This window comes from Streptomyces sp. NRRL F-525 (assembly GCF_000716605.1).
GTDB lineage: Bacteria > Actinomycetota > Actinomycetes > Streptomycetales > Streptomycetaceae > Streptomyces.
In genome coordinates this window covers 75184-93698 of the sequence record NZ_JNXE01000050.1, presented here as the reverse complement: position 1 = coordinate 93698, position 18515 = coordinate 75184, and the positions used below count along the sequence as shown (strand labels likewise).

Genomic DNA, 18515 nt, shown 5'->3' with positions numbered 1-18515 from the left:
GCCGATCTAGCTGTTATTCACGCACGGTTATTCACACACGGGGGCCGGTCTGCTCGCCTAGCGTCCTGCCATGACAGAACAGCGTGTGGAGCGGGGAGCGGTGACGGACCTTCGTATCGAACTGGTGGACCCAGCTGCGGAGAGCGCCCTCAAAGACTGGCAGCACGTCCACAACCTCATCGTGCCGCCCGCCGCGATGTCCCTGGACGAGGTCCGCGAGCGGAGCGGTCGGAACCGGCTGGAGAACGCGTACCTGGGGGACGTGCTCGTGGGCTGCTCCACCGTGCGGCCCCCGGAGGGCGAGGACGCGGTGGTGACCGTCATCGCGCGCGTGCTGCCCGGGTTCCGGCGGCGCGGCTACGGAGCCGCGCTCTACGAAAACGGCCTCACGCGCGCGCGTGCGCTCGGCGCCGGCGCGATCGAGACCGTCGTCCTGGCCGCCAACACGGACGGGGTGCGGTTCGCCGAGGCCCGGGGTTTCGTCGAGACCGAGCGCTATGTGCTGGACGGCGAGACCGACGTGTGGATCACGCTCCGCCGTCTCCCGTGACGTGGGTGGGGGACGGTCCGTCACCGTGATCCAGATTGTTTGGAAGGGGAACCCCGTGGTCAGGTTCCAGTCAACGTCGCGTGCGGCGCGATGAGTTGTCAGGCGTTCGTCGAGAGCGGGGTGAGCCGGTGCCGTACAACGATTCCCTCAATCTTGCGGGAACCCGGTGTGTGCTGCGTCACGTTCGAGTTGAATGAGGGGGAGTGAGTGAACCGACGCGTCGTGTCCGCGGACGCAGCCTGCAGGGGGTCCAGGTGAGTGCTTCCCGGCGTAGTGGGACCACCGATGAGTTGGGTCCCGACGAGCCCGAGCGGGACGGTGGGCCCGAAGGTGTCGGCGGATCCGACCTGTTGGCCGCGTTGCTCGACGGGATGGACGCGGCGCTCTGTGCCTTCGACGCCGACGGCGTGCTGACCCACTGGAACCGCGAGGCCGAGCGCATCCTCGGCTGGACCGCCGCCGAGGCCGTGGGACGGCAGGGGCTGGCCGGGTGGGCCGTACGGAGTGCGGACGCCGAGGAGGTCGAGGGGCGGCTCATGTCCGCCATGCAGGCGCCCGGGCGGCAGGTCAACGAGTTCGCCCTCCTTACGAAGGACGGGGGGCGCGTGCTCGTGCGGACCCAGTCCGCCGCCGTGCGCGGGCCTGATGGCAAGCCCGCCGGGATCTACTGCGCCTTCAGTGAGGTGCACGCCCAGATCGACCTCGAGCGGTCGATCGCCCTGAGTGAGGCGTTGTTCGAGGACGCCTCCTGGGGCGTTGTGCTCGTCGATGCCGATCTGCGGCCCGCCGTCGTCAATTCCCATGCCGCGCGGGCACTCGGTACCGGGCGCACCTCCGTGCTCGGGCGGCCTCTCGGCGAACTGCTCGCCCAGGGGGTCGAGGAGCTGGAGGCCGCGCTCACGCACGTGCTCGCCGAGGGTGCGCCGCCGGCGCCCGCGGAGATCTGGGTGAGCGTCCGGACGCCGGAGGGCAATCTACGGCGCTGCTGGCGCAGTGGCTTCCTGCGGCTGGCCTCGCCGCTCACCGAGGAACCGGTGCCGCTCGGCGTCGGCTGGCTCTTCCAGGACGTCACCGAGGCCAAGCAACTGGAGCAGGAGGCCTCGCTGCTGCGCTTCCGGGCCCAGCAGCTGCACCGCGCGGCCCGCGCCGCCGCCGAGTGCGAGGACCCGCGCGACGCCGCGACCGTCCACCTCGACTTCGCCCTCGCCGGCTTCGCCGACCACGCCCTCATCGACCGGGTCGCGGGCGGATCGTTGAACGATGGTGACGGGGTGCGTGCTACGGCCGTACGACTCATCCGGGTCGCCGCTACGCCCACGGGTGCACCGGGGCCGAGTCTCCTCTCCGGCGCCGCCGGGCTGCCCGTGCGCTACGGAGAGGGGCATCCCGCCCTCCAGTGCGTCGAACGCGTCGGCTCCGTGCGGGCCAGCATCGGCACCGTCCCGCCCGAACAGGCCCGCGAGTGGGCCCGGGTCCGGCAGTGGCCCACGGACGCCGTGCACGCCCTGTGCGCGGTCCTGCGCAGCCGGGGGCGGACCCTGGGTGTCGTGACGTTCCTGCGGGGCGCCGGGCGCAGCCAGTTCGAACGGTCCGACTCGATCTACGCCGAGGACGTCGCCGTACGGATCGCGGCCGCCCTGGATCTCGCGGAGGCCGCGGGCGGGAAGTGAGCCATCACCCAGTAGTGAGCCATCACCCAGTAGTGAGCGGCTGCCCCCTAGTGGCTCAGTACTGGTAGAAGATCCGGTCCCGGTACTCCTCGAACACCCGGCCGTTCCACGCGTGGCCGCCGTCCACGTTCCCCGAGCGCAGCAGGGGCGGCTCGATGCCCCGGTCGGCCAGGGTCGCCGCCGCCGTCGCCATGACCGCCTGGAGGAGCGCGGAGGTGACGACCGTGGAGGCGGGGGCGAAGGGGGCCGGGATGGTGTCGAGGGTGAGTTCCGCGTCGCCGATCGCGATCTTCGAGTCGAGGACGACATCGCAGTGGTCCTTCAGATACGTCCCCGAGACGTGCCGTGACGTCGTCTCCGAGGCGTACGCCACCGACGTCACGCCGATGACCCGGACACCCAGGGAACGGGCCTTCATGGCCATCTCCACGGGGAGCGCGTTGCGCCCGGACAGCGAGATGATCACCAGGGCGTCCCCGGAGCGCAGCGGTGACGTCTCCAGGACGACGCTCGCGAGGCCGTCGACGCGCTCCAGGGCGGAGCCCAGCGTGGCCGGCATGACGTCGACGCCGACGACTCCGGGCACGGTGAGCAGGTTCATCAGGGCGAGCCCGCCCGCGCGGTAGACGACGTCCTGGGCCGCGAGGGAGGAGTGCCCGGCACCGAAGGCGAAGAGGCGCCCGCCGTCGGCGACGGTGTCCGCGAGGAGCGTGCCGGCCGCCTGGACGGAGTCGGCCTCTTCGTCGCGGACCCGCTGGAGGAGGGTGATCGCGGCGTCGAAGAACTGGCCGGCCGGCGTACGGTCGCTCATGCGGAAGCCCCTTCGGTACGGTTGCCATGCGGCTGTGTCGCGGATCACCGTGCGGTCTGGACCAGTGCGCTGTCAATACGGCGGGCAAGGCCGTGGAACCCGGGTGGCGGGCCGCCGCACAGGGGCTCACAGGTCGCCGTAACCGGCTGGTTTCAGCGGCGCGGCACGGTTGTCAGTGGTATGCGTCAGAATTGAGTCCAGGGCCAGCGCACGCGCCGCGGAGCCGTCGAGCTTCGGGCAGAGGTAATCGAGGGGCACGTATGTCCGGACTGATCGACACCACGGAGATGTATCTCCGCACCATCCTCGAGCTGGAGGAGGAAGGTGTGGTCCCCATGCGCGCCCGCATCGCCGAGCGGCTCGACCAGAGCGGGCCCACGGTGAGCCAGACGGTGGCGCGCATGGAGCGCGACGGCCTGGTGGCCGTGGCGAGCGACCGCCACCTGGAGCTGACCGACGAGGGCCGTCGGCTCGCCACGCGCGTGATGCGCAAGCACCGGCTCGCCGAGTGTCTGCTCGTCGACGTGATCGGCCTGGAGTGGGAGCAGGTGCACGCCGAGGCCTGCCGCTGGGAGCACGTGATGAGCGAGGCCGTGGAGCGCCGCGTCCTGGAGCTGCTGCGCCACCCCACGGAGTCGCCGTACGGCAATCCCATCCCCGGCCTTGAGGAGCTGGGCGAGAAGGACGGGGCCGACCCGTTCCTGGACGAGGGCATGGTGTCGCTGGCCGACCTCGACCCGGGTGTCGACGGCAAGACCGTCGTCGTACGCCGGATCGGCGAGCCCATCCAGACGGACGCCCAGCTGATGTACACGCTGCGGCGCGCGGGCGTGCAGCCCGGCTCGGTGGTGAGCGTGACGGAGTCGGCGGGCGGGGTGCTGGTGGGCAGCGGCGGGGAGGCGGCCGAGCTGGAGTCGGAGATCGCCTCGCACGTGTTCGTGGCCAAGCGCTGAGCCGGCGGTCAGGGGGCGGGCCCGGCGCTGAGCTGCGGGTCGTTCAACTCGTGGGGCGCGAGGGGTAGTTGTGGCGTCCCGGCGGGGCCTTCGGTGGACTCGGCTCTTCCGAGATTCAGTGCGCTGAATCGCAGCGCTCGGGCGCTGCGCGTGCCAGGCTGTCGCGTAAGGCATATGACCGTGAGGGGGGCGGGAGGATGTGCCGCAGACGTGGAGAGGGCCCCGGCGCCGCACGGCGCCGGGGCCTGTCCTCCCCTGTGCTGACCCGGAGCCCCGAGCTCTCAAGGTCATCCCCTCCGGACCGGTTTCCCCGAGCGGTCCGCCTCCCGCTGAAGGTCTCCCCTCGGCAGCGGCGATCATTCCCCGGGCCGGGTCACTCGAACGAGGGGTGTTGCGGCCGAGGACAGCATTTTCGAATCTGTATTCGATAACCTGTGGGTGATGAAACCCGCGGGGCATGAGCTGTAGGAAGAGACGAGCGAGAGAAGAGACGGAAGCAAGAAGAAACGGCACAGGCGGCAGAGCGTGGTTCACAGGACCGGTGGGCTCGAAGCGGGAGCGAGCGGTCCGTGCGGAGCTAGGGGGGTGCCAGGACCAATGGCGCGGCGCATCGACGTGACCGGAGCAGGCGGCGTACGCCTGGCCGCGTGGGAGTTCGCGGACCCGCCCAAGGCGGGGGAGATCGAGCGGGCACCCGGAGTTCTGTTACTGCACGGCCTGATGGGCCGTGCCTCGCACTGGGCGTCCACCGCCCGTTGGCTCTCCGAGCGGCACCGTGCCGTCGCACTCGACCAGCGCGGCCACGGCCAGAGCGACAAGCCGCCGCAGGCGGCCTTCACCCGCGAGGCCTACGTCGAGGACGCGGAGGCGGCGCTGGAGCAGCTGGGGCTTGCCCCGGTCGTCCTCATCGGCCATGCGATGGGTGCGCTCACGGCGTGGCAGCTGGCGGCGAAACGGCCTGATCTGGTGCGGGGGTTGATCATCTGCGACATGCGGGCGTCCGCGCTGGGGGCGGCCTCGCAGCGGGAGTGGGCCGACTGGTTCGAGTCGTGGCCCGTGCCCTTCGCCACGCTCGCGGATGTCCGTAAGTGGTTCGGGGAGGACGATCCGTGGGTGGAGCGGCCGAATCCGTCCCGGGGGGAGTTCTACGCCGAGGTCATGCACGAGTCTGCCGACGGGTGGCGGCCGGTGTTCGAGCCTGAGCAGATGCTGAAGTCCCGGGAGACGTGGGTGTACGACGCGCACTGGGAGGAGCTGGCTCAGGTGCAGTGTCCTGCGCTGGTGGTGCGGGGGCTGGATGGGGAGTTGGGGCGGGCTGAGGCGCAGGAGATGGTGAGGGTGCTTCCTCGCGGGGAGTATGCGGAGGTCGCTGATGCCGGGCATCTTGTGCACTATGACCAGCCGTCGGCTTGGCGGGCGGCTATCGAGCCGTTTCTTGATGGGGTGCTGGTGTGAGTTGGGCGCCTAGGGGGGTGGGGGGTTCTGTTGTGTGGCGGGTGCTGCGCCGTTGGGGCTGGGCGCGCAGTTCCCCGCGCCCCTAAAAGCACCGCCCGACCCTGAGTTGAAGAGTCACCCTTTGCTCACGGCCGCCAGGATCTCCGGTAGGCGCCGTGCCGTTCCCGGTGCTGCCAGGCGTAGGCCCGCATACGTCAGTGCTGCCCCGTACGCCGCCCCGGCCGGCAGCAGCACCCAGCTCCACTGATCCCCGTCCGCGCTGACGTTTGCCCAGATGGTGAGGGTGATGACGGGGGAGCAGAGGAGGGCCGCGGAGATCATGCCGCCGAAGATGGAGATCCAGGCGAGGCCGGCCTGGCCGGGGGCGACGTTCTTGTGGGTGCCCTGGGGGATGGAGTAGGGGAAGCGGGCCGAGGTCCAGGCGCCGGTCGCGAGCATCGCGCCGAGGAGGGCGAAGGAGAGGCCGAGGACCTCCGGGAGCCGGGACCAGTTGCCGAGCAGTGCCGTCGTCAGGACGGTCACCAGGGTCGCGTACGGCAGGGTGATCACCAGCAACGCCAGGGCACGCGCCCGGAGTTCGGCGTAGGCGTCCTTCGTCGTGGAGATCGTCATCGCGACCATCCAGAACGCGGAGGTGTCCTGGCCGAACTGGTTGTACATCTGGATGCCGAGCATCCCGGCCGCGAAACACGCGAAGTACACCGAGCCCGTGCCCTGCAGCGCGTTGAACACCGGCACGATCAGCCCGATCGCCAGCGAAGTCACCCACGCAGCCTTGGTCTTGGGGTCGCGCCACACATACCGCAGGCTGCGTTCCATGACCGTCCCCGTGCGCCCGGACGGGAGGAAGCGGGCCAGGCCGCCCGTGGACGCCTTCTCCTTCGCCGCCGGTTCCGCGGACTGGAGCGTCGAGCCGTCCGGTGCCGTCATCAGCTTGGTCAGGCTGCGTGACCAGAGGAGTAGCAGGGATCCCAAGGCGCAAGCGGACAGCACGAGTTGAGCTGCCGCCAGGCCGTACGAACCCCTGCTCACCGAGTCGACCGCGCCGACCGCCGACGCGGGCGGCACCCAGCGCAACACCTCGGCCGCCGGGTCGAGTTGGGACAGCCCGGACGAACCCAGGTGCTGCACACCGAAGTTGACCAGCTGCACCCCGACCGCGATCACCAGCCCGCTCAGCACCGCCAGGTCCCGGCCCTTGCGGCTGGTCAGCAGGCGGATGTTGGCCGCGGCGACCGCCCGCGCGAGGGCCACGCAGATCAGTAGCCCGAGGGCGACCGCCACGACCGCAGTGACGTACGCGGCGGCGCCGTGCGCCACCGCGATCACGGACCCCAGCAGCAGCACCAGCGTGAACAGCGGCCCGATGCCGACCAACGAGGCCGCCAGCAGGGCCCGTACCAAAGGCTGGGGCCGAAGGGGCAGCATCACCAGGCGAGTCGGGTCGAGGGTCTCGTCGCCGGACGGGAAGAACAGCGGCATCACCGCCCAGCCCAACCCCAGTACCGCCACGAGGAGTACGACCACGGAGACCGCGTGCGTGTCCCCGCGCAGCGCGATCAGCCCCAGCAGCTGGAGCGCGGCGATCAGCAGCGCCACGACCGCCGACGCGACGTACGCGGCCCGCCGGCCACCGGACTGCCGTAGACCGTTCCGCAGCAGGGACAGCTTCAGGCGTACGACGACGGGGGTGATCGAGGCCGTCGCGGTGTTCTCGCTCATCGGGTGCCGCCGCCCAGCCAGTCGAGGTCGGAGCTGTGGTCGCGGGCGCCCGCGCCGACGAGTTCGAGGAACGCCTGCTGGAGCGTCGGGGATTCGCCGCGGACCTCGGCGAGGGTGCCCTGGGCGCGGATGCGGCCGGCGGCCATCACGGCGACCCAGTCGCAGAGGGACTCGACGAGTTCCATGACGTGGGAGGAGAAGACGACGGTGGCGCCGGAGGCGGTGTAGCGCTCCAGGACGCCCCGGATGGTCTGCGCGGAGACCGGGTCGACGCCCTCGAACGGCTCGTCCAGGAACAGGACTTCGGGGTTGTGGAGGAGAGCGGCGGCGAGCCCGATCTTCTTGCGCATACCGGTCGAGTAGTCGACGACGAGCTTGTGCTGCGCCCCGGCCAGGTCGAGCACGTCGAGGAGTTGAGTGGCCCGCTTGTCGACCTCGGCACCGGGCAGCCCCCGCAACCGCCCGCTGTACCCGAGGAGTTCACGCCCCGACAGCCGCTCGAAGAGCCGAAGCCCTTCCGGCAACACCCCGATCCGCGCCTTCACGGCCACCGGATCCGCCCACACGTCATGCCCGACGACCGAGACACTCCCCTGATCGGGCCGCAACAACCCGGTCACCATGGAGAGGGTCGTGGTCTTCCCGGCCCCATTGGGCCCCACCAGCCCGATGAACTTCCCAGCGGGCAGCTCAAGATCGATCCCAGCAACAGCAACCTGCTGCCCAAACCGCTTCCAGAGCCCACGCACACTCACAGCCGACGTCATGCCTTGCAGCCTACGGTCAGGTGCCCCACCCAAGGGGCGCGGGGAACTGCGCGACCAGCCCCCACCGAACCCGCACTCGCGCGACTACCGATCCCTCCCACACGCATAGGCGAGCGGCGAGATCAACTCCTCCGCATCCGGCAACCACCGATTCGCAGCGGTAGGCCGACAAGCCCACTGCACAGCCCCCCGAGACCCGAACCGCGTAGGCGGCGCAGCCACATACGCACCCTCGCCCAGCACCACCAGATCAAGAGAAGCAGGCGCCCACCCGATCCGCCGCACCAGATCCGGCACCTTCACCGAAGCCCCGGGAAGAACGAAGAACTCCATCCGCCGCGCAGGCGTCAACGTCACAGGCCCCAGCGTCAGTTCCATCCGCTCCATCCGGGCCAGCGCGAGAAACCCCGAACTCTCCGGGACGGAAATCGCGTCGAACGTCCGCCCCGTGGGCAACAGAATCGAAGACGCCGGCTGCTTCTGCCACATCCGTCGCGCGACCGTCGCACTGCCCGTCGCCTGCGTCGCCCAGTCCTCACGCGCCGGGTGTGCGCCGGGTGCGGCGCACGCGGGGTCGCCGCAGGAGCAGTGCTGCACCCCGTCGACGGCTTCCAGCCAGGTGCCGGGGAAGACGTCCCAGTGGCGCTCCTCGGCGTAGCGTACGGCTGTCTCCAGCAGCGATTCCCCGCGCTGCTTCGGAATCTGAGCGGCTTCGGTGCCCGCGATCGTCTCTTCCACGCCCAACACAACTCCCGCACCCACCTGGAGTTACGGGCGTAGCGCGCGCGGGGGAGGGGCATCGATTCCGCAACTGGGGCGCATGGAGGCATGTGCGGGGGCGCGCGGGAGGAACGACGGCGGGAGTTGGGTAGCCACGTGTGGGGCGGGCACCAGCTTTTACCCCGGCATTCCTCGCATGCTTCGCATTTTCGCCATGTTCGCTGGGCATTGATCTTCACGGCCGGATCTTTTCGCTTCAGGGGTTGTTCCCAGGGGGTACGCCATGGCCGCAAGGCCACTTGTCGCGCGGCAGCCGAACGAACGGCTGCAGGCGCTCATCCAGGAGGCGGGGTGCTCGAACGCCGGGCTGGCCCGCCGGGTCAACATGTGCGGCGCCGAGCACGGTCTCGACCTGCGCTACGACAAGACGTCCGTGGCCCGTTGGCTGCGGGGACAGCAGCCGCGCGGGCGGGCTCCGGCGATCATCGCCGAGGCACTGGGCCGCAAGCTGGGCCGTACGGTCACGATCGACGAGATCGGCATGGCCAACGGCAAGAACCTCGCGTCGGGCGTGGGCCTGCAGTTCTCGCCGACCGTCCTCGGGGCCATCGAGCAGGTGTGTGAGCTGTGGCGCAGTGACGTGGGGCGCCGGGACTTCCTGTCCGGTTCGTCGGTCGCCGCGTCCGCGCTGGTGGAGCCGAGCCGTGACTGGCTGATCTCCTCGCCGGACTCGCAGGTCGCCCGCGCGGCGGGACCGCGCGTCGGCCCGTCCGACGTGGCGGCGGTCCGCGCGATGACCCAGGCGCTGAGCGACCTGGACCACCAGTACGGCAGCGGGCATGTGCGCCCGGTCGTCGTGCACTACCTCAACAGCGTCGTCTCCGGACTGCTCGCGGGGTCGTACCGGGAGGCCGTGGGGCGTGAACTCTTCGCCGCCGTCGCCCGGTTGACGGAACTCGCCGGCTACATGGCCGTCGACACCGGTCAACCCGGCCTGGCCCAGCGGTATTACATCCAGGCGCTGCGCCTCGCCCAGGCGGCGGGGGACAGGGGATACGGCGGCTATGTGCTGGCGGCCTCCATGAGTCACCTCGCCGCGCAGCTCGGAAACCCGCGTGAGATCGCCCAGTTGGCGCGGGCGGCGCAGGAGGGGGCGCGTGGGCGCGTGACCCCCCGGGCCGAGGCGATGTTCTACGCGGCGGAGGCGCGCGGGCACGCCCTGATGGGGGACGCGCGGTCGGCGCAGCTCGCGTCGGGGCGCGCGGTGAGCGCGCTGGACGCGGCGGATCCGTCGACCGGGGACGACCCGGCGTGGATCGCGCACTTCGACGAGGCCTACCTCGCCGACGAACTGGCGCACTGCCACCGGGACTTGGGGCAGGCGGAAGCGGCGGCCCGGTCCGCGCAGGAGTCCCTGGACGGACACCCGGAGTCGCGGGCGCGCCGCCGGGCCATCGGATACGTCCTCCTCGCGAGCGCGCAGGTGCAGCAGCGCGAGATCGAGCAGGCCTGCAACACGGGCCTGAAAGCAGTGGAGTTGCTCGGTTCGCTGCGGTCCAACCGGGGCGCCGAGTACCTGGACGACTTCCAGCAGCGCCTGGAGCCGTACCGGGACGAGCCGGTGGTGAGGGAGTTCGGGGCGCGGATGGAGTTGCAGGCCGCCGCATGAACGAGGGGTGAACCAGGCCTCCCTGCTTCGGAAAACGACGGCTCCACCCCTGAAAGGAGGGCGTACAGCGGGACTTGGAGCGGATGAGGGCCCGGGACTGTTACCGGCGTCACAAGAGGGCAGGTCCAGTCCAGTGCTGCGTGGCACCGGGCTCGGGGTACCCGGTAGCGTGAGCCGACGATCCCGAAGGTCCCCCATTCGTAGGAGTCCCGGTGACGCAGAGTGGACAGGGCGAGGAGCCCTCGGCGCGGCCCGCGCGCGAAGGCATCGTGCTGCCCTCCGACGGAGGCGCACCCCTCCTGCCGGGTATGACGGGCGGACGCGGTGACCAGCAGTCGGGCGGGCAGCCCTCGATAGCACCTCCGACCAGTGGCCAGTCCTGGGGCGGGCCGTGGGGCCCGGACCAGCACGACCAGCAGCATCACCACCAGCACCAGAGCCCGGCTCCGCCGCCGGGCCAGGGCTGGGGAGACCAGCAGCAACAGCAGCAGCCGCAGCAGTGGGGTGCTCCCGAGCAGCCCGCCGCGTCCCCGTGGGGCGCCCAGGACGGCGTCCCCGCCCAGCCGGGCGCCCTGCCCCAGGAGAGCGCCCAGCACGCGGCCTACGGCGTGCAGCAGCAGTCGTACGCCCAGGAGTACCCGTCGGGTTACGCCCAGGAGCCCGCCGCCGGGTACGTCGGCGCGGGCTACGCCTCCGACCAGTCGCCCGCGATACCGCAGGGCGCAGCCCAGGGCTACGGGACCGACGCCCAGGCCTATGGATACGGACACGGCGCTTCCGGTTCCGGCGCGCCCCTCCCCGCAGCGGCCCCCGCGTTCCCGAGCGCCCCGCTGCCGCCCGCCGACGAGGGCGCGACGCAATACATCCCGCCGGTGGCCAACATGCCCGGCGACGAGGGTGCCACCCAGTTCCTGCCGCCGGTGCCCGCCGCCCCCATGGACGAGGGCGCGACCCAGTTCATCCCGCCCGTGGGGCCCGGGGCGCTGCCGCCCGAGATGCCCGCGGCCGCGGGCCCGATGCCGCAGGCCGCGCACCCCGACGCGCAGCCCACGCAGTTCCTCCCGCCGGTGCCCGCGCAGGGCGGCGCTCCCGGGTACGGGGCACGGCCGGGCGGGCCGGACGACCGGCAGCCGCCCGCCGAGTTCGACAACCTCTTCCGCAGCGACGCCGGGGGCGAGCAGCCCGCCGCGTCCACCCAGCAGATGCCCCGCTTCCAGCAGCCGCCGCGCGCCGAGCAGCCGGGGCAGCAGGGCTACGGCCAGCCCCAGCCGCCGTACGCGCAGCAGGCGTACGCACAGCCGTCGTACGCCCCGCCCGGGGACGGCGGCGGCCGGCGCGGTGGGCACGACGACGACGGCGGCCGGGGCGGGCGCCGTTCGCGGGTGCCGCTGATCGCCGGGATCGGGGTCGGTATCGCGATCCTCGGGGTCGGTGCCGGGGCCCTGCTCAGCGGGGGCGGCGGCAAGAGCGACGACAACAAGACGGTCGCCGCCACCTCCGCCGCTACGGACGGCTCCTCGTCGGCGGGCACCGATGCCGCGAAGGAACAGGCCGTCGCCCTGGACAAGCTGCTCGCCGACAGCGGCAGCAGCCGCGCCTCGGTGATCAACGCCGTGGGCAATGTGAAGGCCTGCAACAAGCTCGGCGACTCGGCCTCCGACCTGCGGGACGCGGCCAAGCAGCGGGCCGAACTGGTCACCAAGCTCTCGCAGTTGACGGTGGACAAGCTGCCGGACAACGCGGCGCTGACCACCGCCCTCACCAACGCGTGGAAGGCGTCCGCGTCGGCCGACAACCACTACGCGAGCTGGGCCGACCAGGCGGCCGGCAAGAAGGGCTGCAAGAAGGGCCAGGCCCGCACCACCGGCCAGACCGCGGCCGGCAACGCGGCGAGCGGTGTTGCCAGCAACCAGAAGGCCAAGGCCGCCGCCCTCTGGAACACGATCGCGAAGACCTACGGCCTGACCCAGCGCCAGCCGACCCAGCTCTGACCACTCCCGACAGCGCGGATCACGGCTCTCAGCCGAGGTCCGCGCTGTCCAGCGTCTTCGTCATGTCGAAGAAGCCTTTCTTCGCGGACACCAGAACGCCCTTCCGTACGACCTGAAGGGTCACGTTCGCGTTGACCAGCCGGGCCAGGCCGACCGAGGCGAGGTTGTCGTCGCGGGGGCTCCACTGCAGCGTCGGCGTGAGCCCGCCCGTGTTGACCTTCACCCCGTCGTCGAGGGCGCGGCGCACGGTGTCGGCGGTGATGTCGCCGTTGCCGAGCGAGTTCACGACCGTCTTGAACGCGGTGTACGCGATCCAGGTGGTCTGCACCCCCGCGTCCGCCGGGTCGATGCGGTTGTCGCCGAAGGCCACCTCGTTGACGGCCTTCTTCATCGGGTCCCAGCGCGCGTCGCTCGCGACCGGGTACCAGCCCGTGATGTACGACCCCTCGTACGGCCCGGACTGCCCGCCCGTCGAGTTGATCTCGGTCTGGTCGACACTGCCGAGCACGGTCGCGGCGTGCACCGCGGGATAGTCCTGGCGGTCGCGCCGGAAGGAGTCCATGAAGGTGTCGGTACGGTCCCCGAGCGAGGGCACCACACAGCCCTCCTTGCCCGAGCCGCCGCTCGCGCTCTCCAGGGCGCGCGTCGACTGGCTGGAGTACTCGGTGGCGTCGTCGGCCGCGAGCTGGTCGGTGGCCGCCGCGTGGCCGCCCGCGGCGAGCCCGGCGTTCAGCAGCGGGGGCAGGTCGTCGCCGGCGATCGAGTCGGGCCGTACGAGGGTGACCGGGCCGCAGGTCGAGGCGAGTTCCTTGCCGAGGCCCGCCAGGAGCGCGGGCTGGCCGCCGTTGACGGGGTAGGACAGGGCGCGGGTGAACTCCTCGGTCGTCACGCCGTAGCCGCCGATGTACGGGATGCCGGCGCCCTCCAGCGGGGCGAAGTACGAGTCGCTGAACTCGCTGTACGAGCCGACGACCGCGACGACGTTCTCCTGCACGGCCTGCCGGGCGCACTTCGCGGCGGCCACGCTGGTGTTGTGGTCGTTGCAGGTCAGTACCTTGAGCTTGCGGCCGTTGATCCCGCCGTGCTTGTTGATCCACTTCGCGTACGCCGTCGCCATGGCGGGCATGCCCGGCTTGTTGGTCGCGTTGGTGTCCCACGGCGCCCACGTCATGACGGTGATCGAGCCGTCCCCGGAGCCCCCCGCGGTACCGGGGATGACTCCGCAGCCGGCCACGAGCGACGCGCATGCCCCCAGGGCGGCCGCCGACAGCACGGTCGCTCTGACGGGCCGGGTGAAGGTGGGGAGGAAGGTGCTGCGGTTGCGTCGCCTGCCTGTCATGGACAGACACGCTTCCGTCACGCCACTAACCCGGGTGTGACTCGGGGTCAACAAGTGGTGACGTGGAGGTGAATTACGGGGGGCGTTCCTGTGTGTGTGACGAGGAACGTACGATCGATGACCGTGCAAGGTTCGGAGAACTCTTCCCGTCGCCCCCGTCGCTCCTCCACCATGGGCGGCATGCCACTGAACGACATGCCCTGGTGGCGCTGGCGCAGCAACGTGCGTTCCGCGCTGCACATGCTCTCCGATCCGGCGTTCCAGCAGAACGTCTGGCTGTCGGGTGCCGAGGGGTACGGCGACGTCACCGACGCCGTCTACCGCCTCGTCGAGGACACCTGGCTCGACAACTGGTCCGCCGAGAAGTACGTCGGCACGATCTTCCGCGACTCCCAGGAGGCGGCGCTCGTCGACACCGCGGTCCTGCGCGTCCTGCGGATCATGCACCAGGTCGGCCCGGACGCCCATGTCTCCGTGTACGTCGATCACGAGGCGTGGCCGGACGCGGTGCGGGCGGCGCGGGACGCGCATGTGCGGATGGCGGTGAGCGACGGGGACGATCCGGAGGCGGCGCCGCGGACGCTTGAGGTGTTGCAGATCATTACGCGGTCTGCGTAGGGGTGGGTTGCGGGGGGCGTCGGCGGGTGCGGGTGGGTGGGGGGCTGGTCGCGCAGTTCCCCGCGCCCCTGAGGGGGGTTCGGATTCGTCGTCGGCTGCGGGTTCGTCGTGGTTGCTCGCGCCGTTCCTCGCGCCCCTTCGTGACGCGTCGTGCGTTTGGTCTGCGCGGGTGGGTCCGGGTGGCGGACGGCTGTGCCTCTGCTCAGGGGGATATGCGAACCTGTCCTGCATGAACGCGCAGTCCACCCGAGCCGCGGCACTCGCCGACCAGTACGTCCTGACGCTGTCGTGTCCCGACAAGCAGGGCATCGTGCACGCCGTGTCGAGCTACCTCTTCATGACCGGCTGCAACATCGAGGACAGCCAGCAGTTCGGTGACCACGACACGGGACTGTTCTTCATGCGCGTCCACTTCTCGGCGGAGTCGCCGGTGACGGTGGAGAAGCTGCGGGCGAGCTTCGCGGCGATCGGTGACTCGTTCCACATGGACTGGCAGATCAACCGGGCCGCGGACCGGATGCGGGTCGTGCTGATGGTCAGCAAGTTCGGGCACTGCCTCAACGACCTGCTCTTCCGGGCCCGGATCGGGGCGTTGCCGGTGGAGATCGCGGCGGTGGTGTCCAACCACACGGACTTCGCCGAGCTCGTGGAGTCGTACCACATTCCCTTCCACCACATCCCGGTGACGAAGGACAACAAGGCCGAGGCCGAGGCGCGGGTTCTGGACCTGGTCCGCGAGGAGAACGTCGAACTCGTCGTCCTCGCCCGGTACATGCAGGTCCTCTCCGACGACCTCTGCAAGGCGCTCAGCGGGCGGATCATCAACATCCACCACTCGTTCCTGCCGAGCTTCAAGGGCGCGAAGCCGTATCACCAGGCTCACCTGCGGGGCGTGAAGCTGATCGGGGCGACCGCGCACTATGTCACCGCCGACCTCGACGAGGGCCCGATCATCGAGCAGGAGGTCGAGCGGGTGGGGCATGACGTGACGCCGGACCAGTTGGTGGCGATCGGGCGCGACGTGGAGTGCCAGGCGCTGGCGCGAGCTGTTAAATGGCACGCCGAGCGCCGGATTCTGCTCAACGGGCGCCGGACTGTCGTGTTCGCCTAGGAGCGCGGGGCTGCTGGATCGGGGGCGGCTGCGGGCGCGTCGTGGCTGGTCGCGCAGTTCCCCGCGCCCCTGAGGGGTTCGGTTTCAGAGTCGGCTGCGGGTGCGTGGGGGCTGGTCGCGCCGTTCCCCGCGCCCCTTGGGTGGGACCACTGCACGTACTTTCAGGGCACGGGGAACTGGGCTCCTTCGAATCCCGGGCCCAGTTTTCAGGGGCGCGAGGAACTGCGCGAGCAACCACGACGCACCCGCAGCCGACGACGAACCCGACCCCCCTCAGGGGCGCGAGGAACTGCGCGACCAGCCCCCACTCACCCGCAGCCAAAATCGAAACCGAATGGCCCCTACATCCGGCTCAAGCTCGCCGTGGCGAACAGCACATCCCGGATAGCCTCCCGGTCACCGAGCTGCCCCGCGGCCGCCTCCTCCGGCGGCACATGCCCCGCGGCCAGATGGCAGAACTCCACACCGTCCAGGGCGATATGGGCAACCTCCCGCTCGGCCGACCCCACCGCCCCGGGCGAGTCGAGGGAGATCAACCACTCACCCCCGCCATGCCCCTCGATCTCCAGCCGCAGACTACGACCAGGCTCACCCGCCCCCACCAGATGCCGCCCACTCCCCGGCGAAGCCAACCCATGCCGCCGCCGCTCGGCCAGCACCACGGGAAGCATGCGCGCAGCGAGGTCGATCATCCGGTTCAGGTAGCGAGGGGACGGCGGATCGTACGGGTAGTCCACCGCCTCCGCGATATCCCCCGCGTGCACCCAGCACTCGAAGGCCCGGTCGAGCATCGCATCGTGCAACGGAAGCTCGAAGTCGCCGTAGGAGACGGCCAGTTTGCCGGTGCTGCCGCCCGTGAACGACACCGTGCGCACGATGTTGTGGCTCTGCTCGCGCCACGGCGAGCGGATGGACCGGGTCGGCGGGAAGTGCGACGACCTCCAGTACGCCTCGGTACGCGAAGCCGGCGTCATGGCCTTGGCGGCACTCTCCCCGGTCAGCGGGTCGTCGAGGCCGAGCGCCGCCGCGACCAGGCCGTCGACGGTCAGCAGATGCGCGATGACCCCGGCGACAGTCGTACGACGGCTCGTCGGCCCGTCGCCCTCGAACCACCGCAACCGCACGGGCGCGTGCCACTCGGCGTCACCTATGTCCTGGAGCAGCGCGTCCAGCCGCGCCGTCTCCGCGTCGTACGGCGTCGCCCACACCGGCACCGGAATCCGCGGCGGCCGCCGGTCGAAGGAACCGGTCAGCACCCGCGTACGCAGCCCGGGATCGAGGTCGAGCGGCTCGACGGGATGCAGCAGCCCCACCGCACCGCGCAACCGCAACGCCTCCTCCGCACACGCCCCGCACTCCCCGAGGTGCTCCTCCACGGCCACCGTCTCCGCCGCCGAACACGCGGCCAGCGCCCACGCCCCGAGCAGCGCCTTCAGCACCCGGTGCTCCAGAACCAACGGCACGCCCCGCGACTCGACCGCATCCAGCTCGGGCAACGGCCGCCCACTGTCCTCAACAGAGGCCCGCGGCATGGGAATGCGAGGCGGCTCCCCCTCGCCGCCCACAGAACCCCGGTCCACGGAACCACCGTCCCCGGAACCGCCCCGCATGCCGTCGTCGTCGCCGTCGTCGTTCACCGAACCGCCGTTCCCGGAGCCGTCGTTCACAGAGCGACCGTCCTCGGAGCCACCAGGCCCACCAGGACCCCCGCCCGCCCCACCCTGCGCCGGCACGACCTCCTCACCTTCCCCGGCCCCTTCGCCGTACCCCTCGTACCTCTCGAACCCCTCCCGCCACGCATCGCTCACGCCGGACCCCCCGCCCCCGGCGGTGCGCCGGCGTCGTGGGCGGTGGACAGGAGCTGGAGGCCGAGGCGGAGGCGGCGGCGGGCCTCGTCCTCGGTGACGCCGAGGTCGACGGCGGTCTGGCGGTAGTCACGGCGCTGGAAGTAGGCCAGCTCCAGGGCGGCCCGCAGCGGGGCGGGCATGGACGTGACGATGTAGTCGGCGCGGGCGGCGACGGAGGCACGGCGGACCTTGCGCTCCAGCTCCTCCGTGGAACCCTGGCCGCCCTGCGCGAGGGCGGCGGTCTCGGTCGCGCGCAGCCGCTGCACCGCGAGCCGGTGCGTCAGCGCGGCCACCCAGGAGCGCAGCGGGCCCTGCTTGGGGTCGTAGGCGTCGGGGTGCTCCCAGACGTGCGCGAAGACCTCGCGGGTGATGCCGTCGGCGGCGCGCTCGTCGCCCAGGACGCGGTGGGCGAGGGAGTGCACGAGGGAGGCGAAGCGGTCGTAGAGCTCACCGAGGGCCGCCGCCTCGCCGCGGGCCAGCCGCTGCTGCATCTTGCGGTCCCAACGGGGCGGTGCGTCCTTCGTCGCCATGCGGCCCCCTCACCGAGTCCGTGCCCAAGTCAAGCGTGCGCTCACCGTCTCTTCGAATGTAGTGGGCACGTCTGACAGCGCACCCCCCATTCTGCAATTGCACGCCCCCGAAGGGCCGCGGGTGGTAACGGATCTGCGCCTACCCCACCCACATCTGATCGAACAGGATCGAAGGCGACTAAAACAAGCCTCTTCCGGCCGGTTTCCGTTTCTGCCCCCGTGTTTCAGGGAACGGCCGCTGGGCAGCCGCGCTGCAAGGAAGCGTAGGTACGGCTTCCGTTTCCGGACGGTCTCCGGGAGTTCCGGCTAGCGAAAGGCGCGATGGTGGCCTTCAAAGTGAACGACGGTGAGCGCGGCGGCTGGTCCGTGCTCCTCGTGTCCGGCGAACTGGACCTGGTGACCTCACCGGTGCTGCGCCAGCGGGTGCACGACGTGGTGGCGGAGGGGCAGCACAGCCTGGTCCTCGACCTCTCCGAGGTGCTGTTCTGCGACTCCAGCGGCGTGGGCGTGCTGATCGCCGCCCGCCGTCTGATCCGCTCCTGCCAGGGGCATCTGCGGGTGGTCCTGCCCGCCCAGGGCGCGGTCGACGGCTCGCACGTCAACCGGGTCCTCGGCGCCCTGGGAGTACGCCGTCTCTTCGACGTCTACCCCGATGTGATGACCGCCACAGAGGACGAGCCCGAGGACGAGGCGGACCCCCTCTCGGCGTGAGACGAGGCGAACCCTCTCCGCGTGACGCGTCGGTTTCCGGCGTGACGTCGT

The 18515-nt window shown here is 71.0% G+C and carries 16 protein-coding genes; 9 read left to right on the top strand and 7 right to left on the bottom strand.

What is annotated here, in order from left to right; translation table 11 throughout:
* Window positions 1-70 precede the first annotated feature (70 nt).
* Both OO69_RS43675 and OO69_RS43670 read left to right on the top strand, forming a co-directional pair.
* Window positions 71-550 (top strand): GNAT family N-acetyltransferase, encoded by a 480-nt coding sequence (locus tag OO69_RS43675; protein ID WP_033286545.1) that lies wholly within the window; start codon window positions 71-73, stop codon window positions 548-550.
* Between the two features lie 254 nt (window positions 551-804).
* Window positions 805-2220, top strand: a complete 1416-nt coding sequence (locus tag OO69_RS43670; RefSeq protein ID WP_033286569.1) for a PAS domain-containing protein — start codon at window positions 805-807, stop codon at window positions 2218-2220.
* A gap of 55 nt (window positions 2221-2275) precedes the next feature.
* Here OO69_RS43670 and OO69_RS43665 read toward each other — a convergent pair whose 3' ends face one another.
* Window positions 2276-3031 (bottom strand): SIS domain-containing protein, encoded by a 756-nt coding sequence (locus tag OO69_RS43665; RefSeq protein ID WP_033286544.1) that lies wholly within the window; start codon window positions 3029-3031, stop codon window positions 2276-2278.
* 260 nt (window positions 3032-3291) lie between these two features.
* Here OO69_RS43665 and OO69_RS43660 point away from each other — a divergent pair, with 260 nt between their 5' ends.
* Complete coding sequence (locus tag OO69_RS43660; protein WP_019057324.1) at window positions 3292-3984, top strand: metal-dependent transcriptional regulator; 693 nt, start codon at window positions 3292-3294, stop codon at window positions 3982-3984.
* Between the two features lie 597 nt (window positions 3985-4581).
* Entirely contained in the window at window positions 4582-5439 is an 858-nt protein-coding gene (locus OO69_RS43655) for an alpha/beta fold hydrolase (protein WP_033286543.1), read from the top strand.
* 114 nt (window positions 5440-5553) lie between these two features.
* Here the strand turns inward: OO69_RS43655 and OO69_RS43650 are convergent, their stop codons facing one another.
* The 3 genes from OO69_RS43650 to OO69_RS43640 form a co-directional block, all read right to left on the bottom strand.
* Window positions 5554-7161: a hypothetical protein gene (locus OO69_RS43650; RefSeq protein WP_033286542.1), complete on the bottom strand. Its 1608-nt coding sequence runs from the start codon at window positions 7159-7161 to the stop codon at window positions 5554-5556.
* Window positions 7158-7928 carry an ABC transporter ATP-binding protein gene (locus OO69_RS43645; protein WP_078652842.1) on the bottom strand — a complete coding sequence of 257 codons (771 nt, stop codon included), beginning with the start codon at window positions 7926-7928 and terminating at the stop codon, window positions 7158-7160. Before OO69_RS43645 ends, OO69_RS43650 begins: the two co-directional genes overlap by 4 nt.
* Before the next feature lie 84 nt (window positions 7929-8012).
* Window positions 8013-8666, bottom strand: a complete 654-nt coding sequence (locus tag OO69_RS43640) for a bifunctional DNA primase/polymerase (protein WP_033286568.1) — start codon at window positions 8664-8666, stop codon at window positions 8013-8015.
* A gap of 265 nt (window positions 8667-8931) precedes the next feature.
* Here OO69_RS43640 and OO69_RS43635 point away from each other — a divergent pair, with 265 nt between their 5' ends.
* The gene (locus OO69_RS43635) at window positions 8932-10317 is read left to right on the top strand and encodes a hypothetical protein (protein WP_033286540.1); all 1386 of its coding nucleotides are present in this window, start codon (window positions 8932-8934) and stop codon (window positions 10315-10317) included.
* A 212-nt stretch (window positions 10318-10529) separates the two neighbouring features.
* Entirely contained in the window at window positions 10530-12308 is a 1779-nt protein-coding gene (locus tag OO69_RS43630) for a hypothetical protein (protein WP_033286539.1), read from the top strand.
* 28 nt (window positions 12309-12336) lie between these two features.
* On the opposite strand, the gene OO69_RS43625 is transcribed toward OO69_RS43630, so the two are convergent.
* Complete coding sequence (locus tag OO69_RS43625) at window positions 12337-13647, bottom strand: ABC transporter substrate-binding protein (RefSeq protein WP_033286538.1); 1311 nt, start codon at window positions 13645-13647, stop codon at window positions 12337-12339.
* 117 nt (window positions 13648-13764) lie between these two features.
* On the opposite strand from OO69_RS43625, the gene OO69_RS43620 reads away from it, so the two are divergent.
* The gene (locus OO69_RS43620; RefSeq protein ID WP_033286537.1) at window positions 13765-14265 is read left to right on the top strand and encodes an SCO4402 family protein; all 501 of its coding nucleotides are present in this window, start codon (window positions 13765-13767) and stop codon (window positions 14263-14265) included.
* Between the two features lie 229 nt (window positions 14266-14494).
* The gene (purU, locus tag OO69_RS43615) at window positions 14495-15376 is read left to right on the top strand and encodes a formyltetrahydrofolate deformylase (RefSeq protein WP_033286536.1); all 882 of its coding nucleotides are present in this window, start codon (window positions 14495-14497) and stop codon (window positions 15374-15376) included.
* Between the two features lie 341 nt (window positions 15377-15717).
* On the opposite strand, the gene OO69_RS43610 is transcribed toward purU, so the two are convergent.
* Both OO69_RS43610 and OO69_RS43605 read right to left on the bottom strand, forming a co-directional pair.
* Window positions 15718-16986 (bottom strand): zf-HC2 domain-containing protein, encoded by a 1269-nt coding sequence (locus tag OO69_RS43610; RefSeq protein ID WP_234444683.1) that lies wholly within the window; start codon window positions 16984-16986, stop codon window positions 15718-15720.
* 194 nt (window positions 16987-17180) lie between these two features.
* Entirely contained in the window at window positions 17181-17753 is a 573-nt protein-coding gene (locus OO69_RS43605; RefSeq protein WP_033286535.1) for a sigma-70 family RNA polymerase sigma factor, read from the bottom strand.
* A gap of 321 nt (window positions 17754-18074) precedes the next feature.
* On the opposite strand from OO69_RS43605, the gene OO69_RS43600 reads away from it, so the two are divergent.
* Window positions 18075-18464, top strand: coding sequence for an STAS domain-containing protein (locus OO69_RS43600; RefSeq protein ID WP_033286534.1), 390 nt, complete (start codon window positions 18075-18077; stop codon window positions 18462-18464).
* The last annotated feature ends 51 nt before the right edge of the window (window positions 18465-18515 follow it).

Bases quoted from the DNA above. Each gene is read 5' to 3' on its own strand.
- OO69_RS43665 (WP_033286544.1), bottom strand. From the start codon at position 3,031: ATGAGCGACCGTACGCCGGCCGGCCAGTTCTTCGACGCCGCGATCACC.
- OO69_RS43655 (WP_033286543.1), top strand. From the start codon at position 4,582: ATGGCGCGGCGCATCGACGTGACCGGAGCAGGCGGCGTACGCCTGGCC.
- OO69_RS43645 (WP_078652842.1), bottom strand. From the start codon at position 7,928: ATGACGTCGGCTGTGAGTGTGCGTGGGCTCTGGAAGCGGTTTGGGCAG.
- OO69_RS43650 (WP_033286542.1), bottom strand. From the start codon at position 7,161: ATGAGCGAGAACACCGCGACGGCCTCGATCACCCCCGTCGTCGTACGC.
- purU (WP_033286536.1), top strand. From the start codon at position 14,495: ATGAACGCGCAGTCCACCCGAGCCGCGGCACTCGCCGACCAGTACGTC.
- OO69_RS43600 (WP_033286534.1), top strand. From the start codon at position 18,075: ATGGTGGCCTTCAAAGTGAACGACGGTGAGCGCGGCGGCTGGTCCGTG.
- OO69_RS43635 (WP_033286540.1), top strand. From the start codon at position 8,932: ATGGCCGCAAGGCCACTTGTCGCGCGGCAGCCGAACGAACGGCTGCAG.
- OO69_RS43605 (WP_033286535.1), bottom strand. From the start codon at position 17,753: ATGGCGACGAAGGACGCACCGCCCCGTTGGGACCGCAAGATGCAGCAG.
- OO69_RS43620 (WP_033286537.1), top strand. From the start codon at position 13,765: ATGACCGTGCAAGGTTCGGAGAACTCTTCCCGTCGCCCCCGTCGCTCC.
- OO69_RS43625 (WP_033286538.1), bottom strand. From the start codon at position 13,647: ATGACAGGCAGGCGACGCAACCGCAGCACCTTCCTCCCCACCTTCACC.
- OO69_RS43610 (WP_234444683.1), bottom strand. From the start codon at position 16,986: ATGCGGGGCGGTTCCGGGGACGGTGGTTCCGTGGACCGGGGTTCTGTG.
- OO69_RS43660 (WP_019057324.1), top strand. From the start codon at position 3,292: ATGTCCGGACTGATCGACACCACGGAGATGTATCTCCGCACCATCCTC.
- OO69_RS43675 (WP_033286545.1), top strand. From the start codon at position 71: ATGACAGAACAGCGTGTGGAGCGGGGAGCGGTGACGGACCTTCGTATC.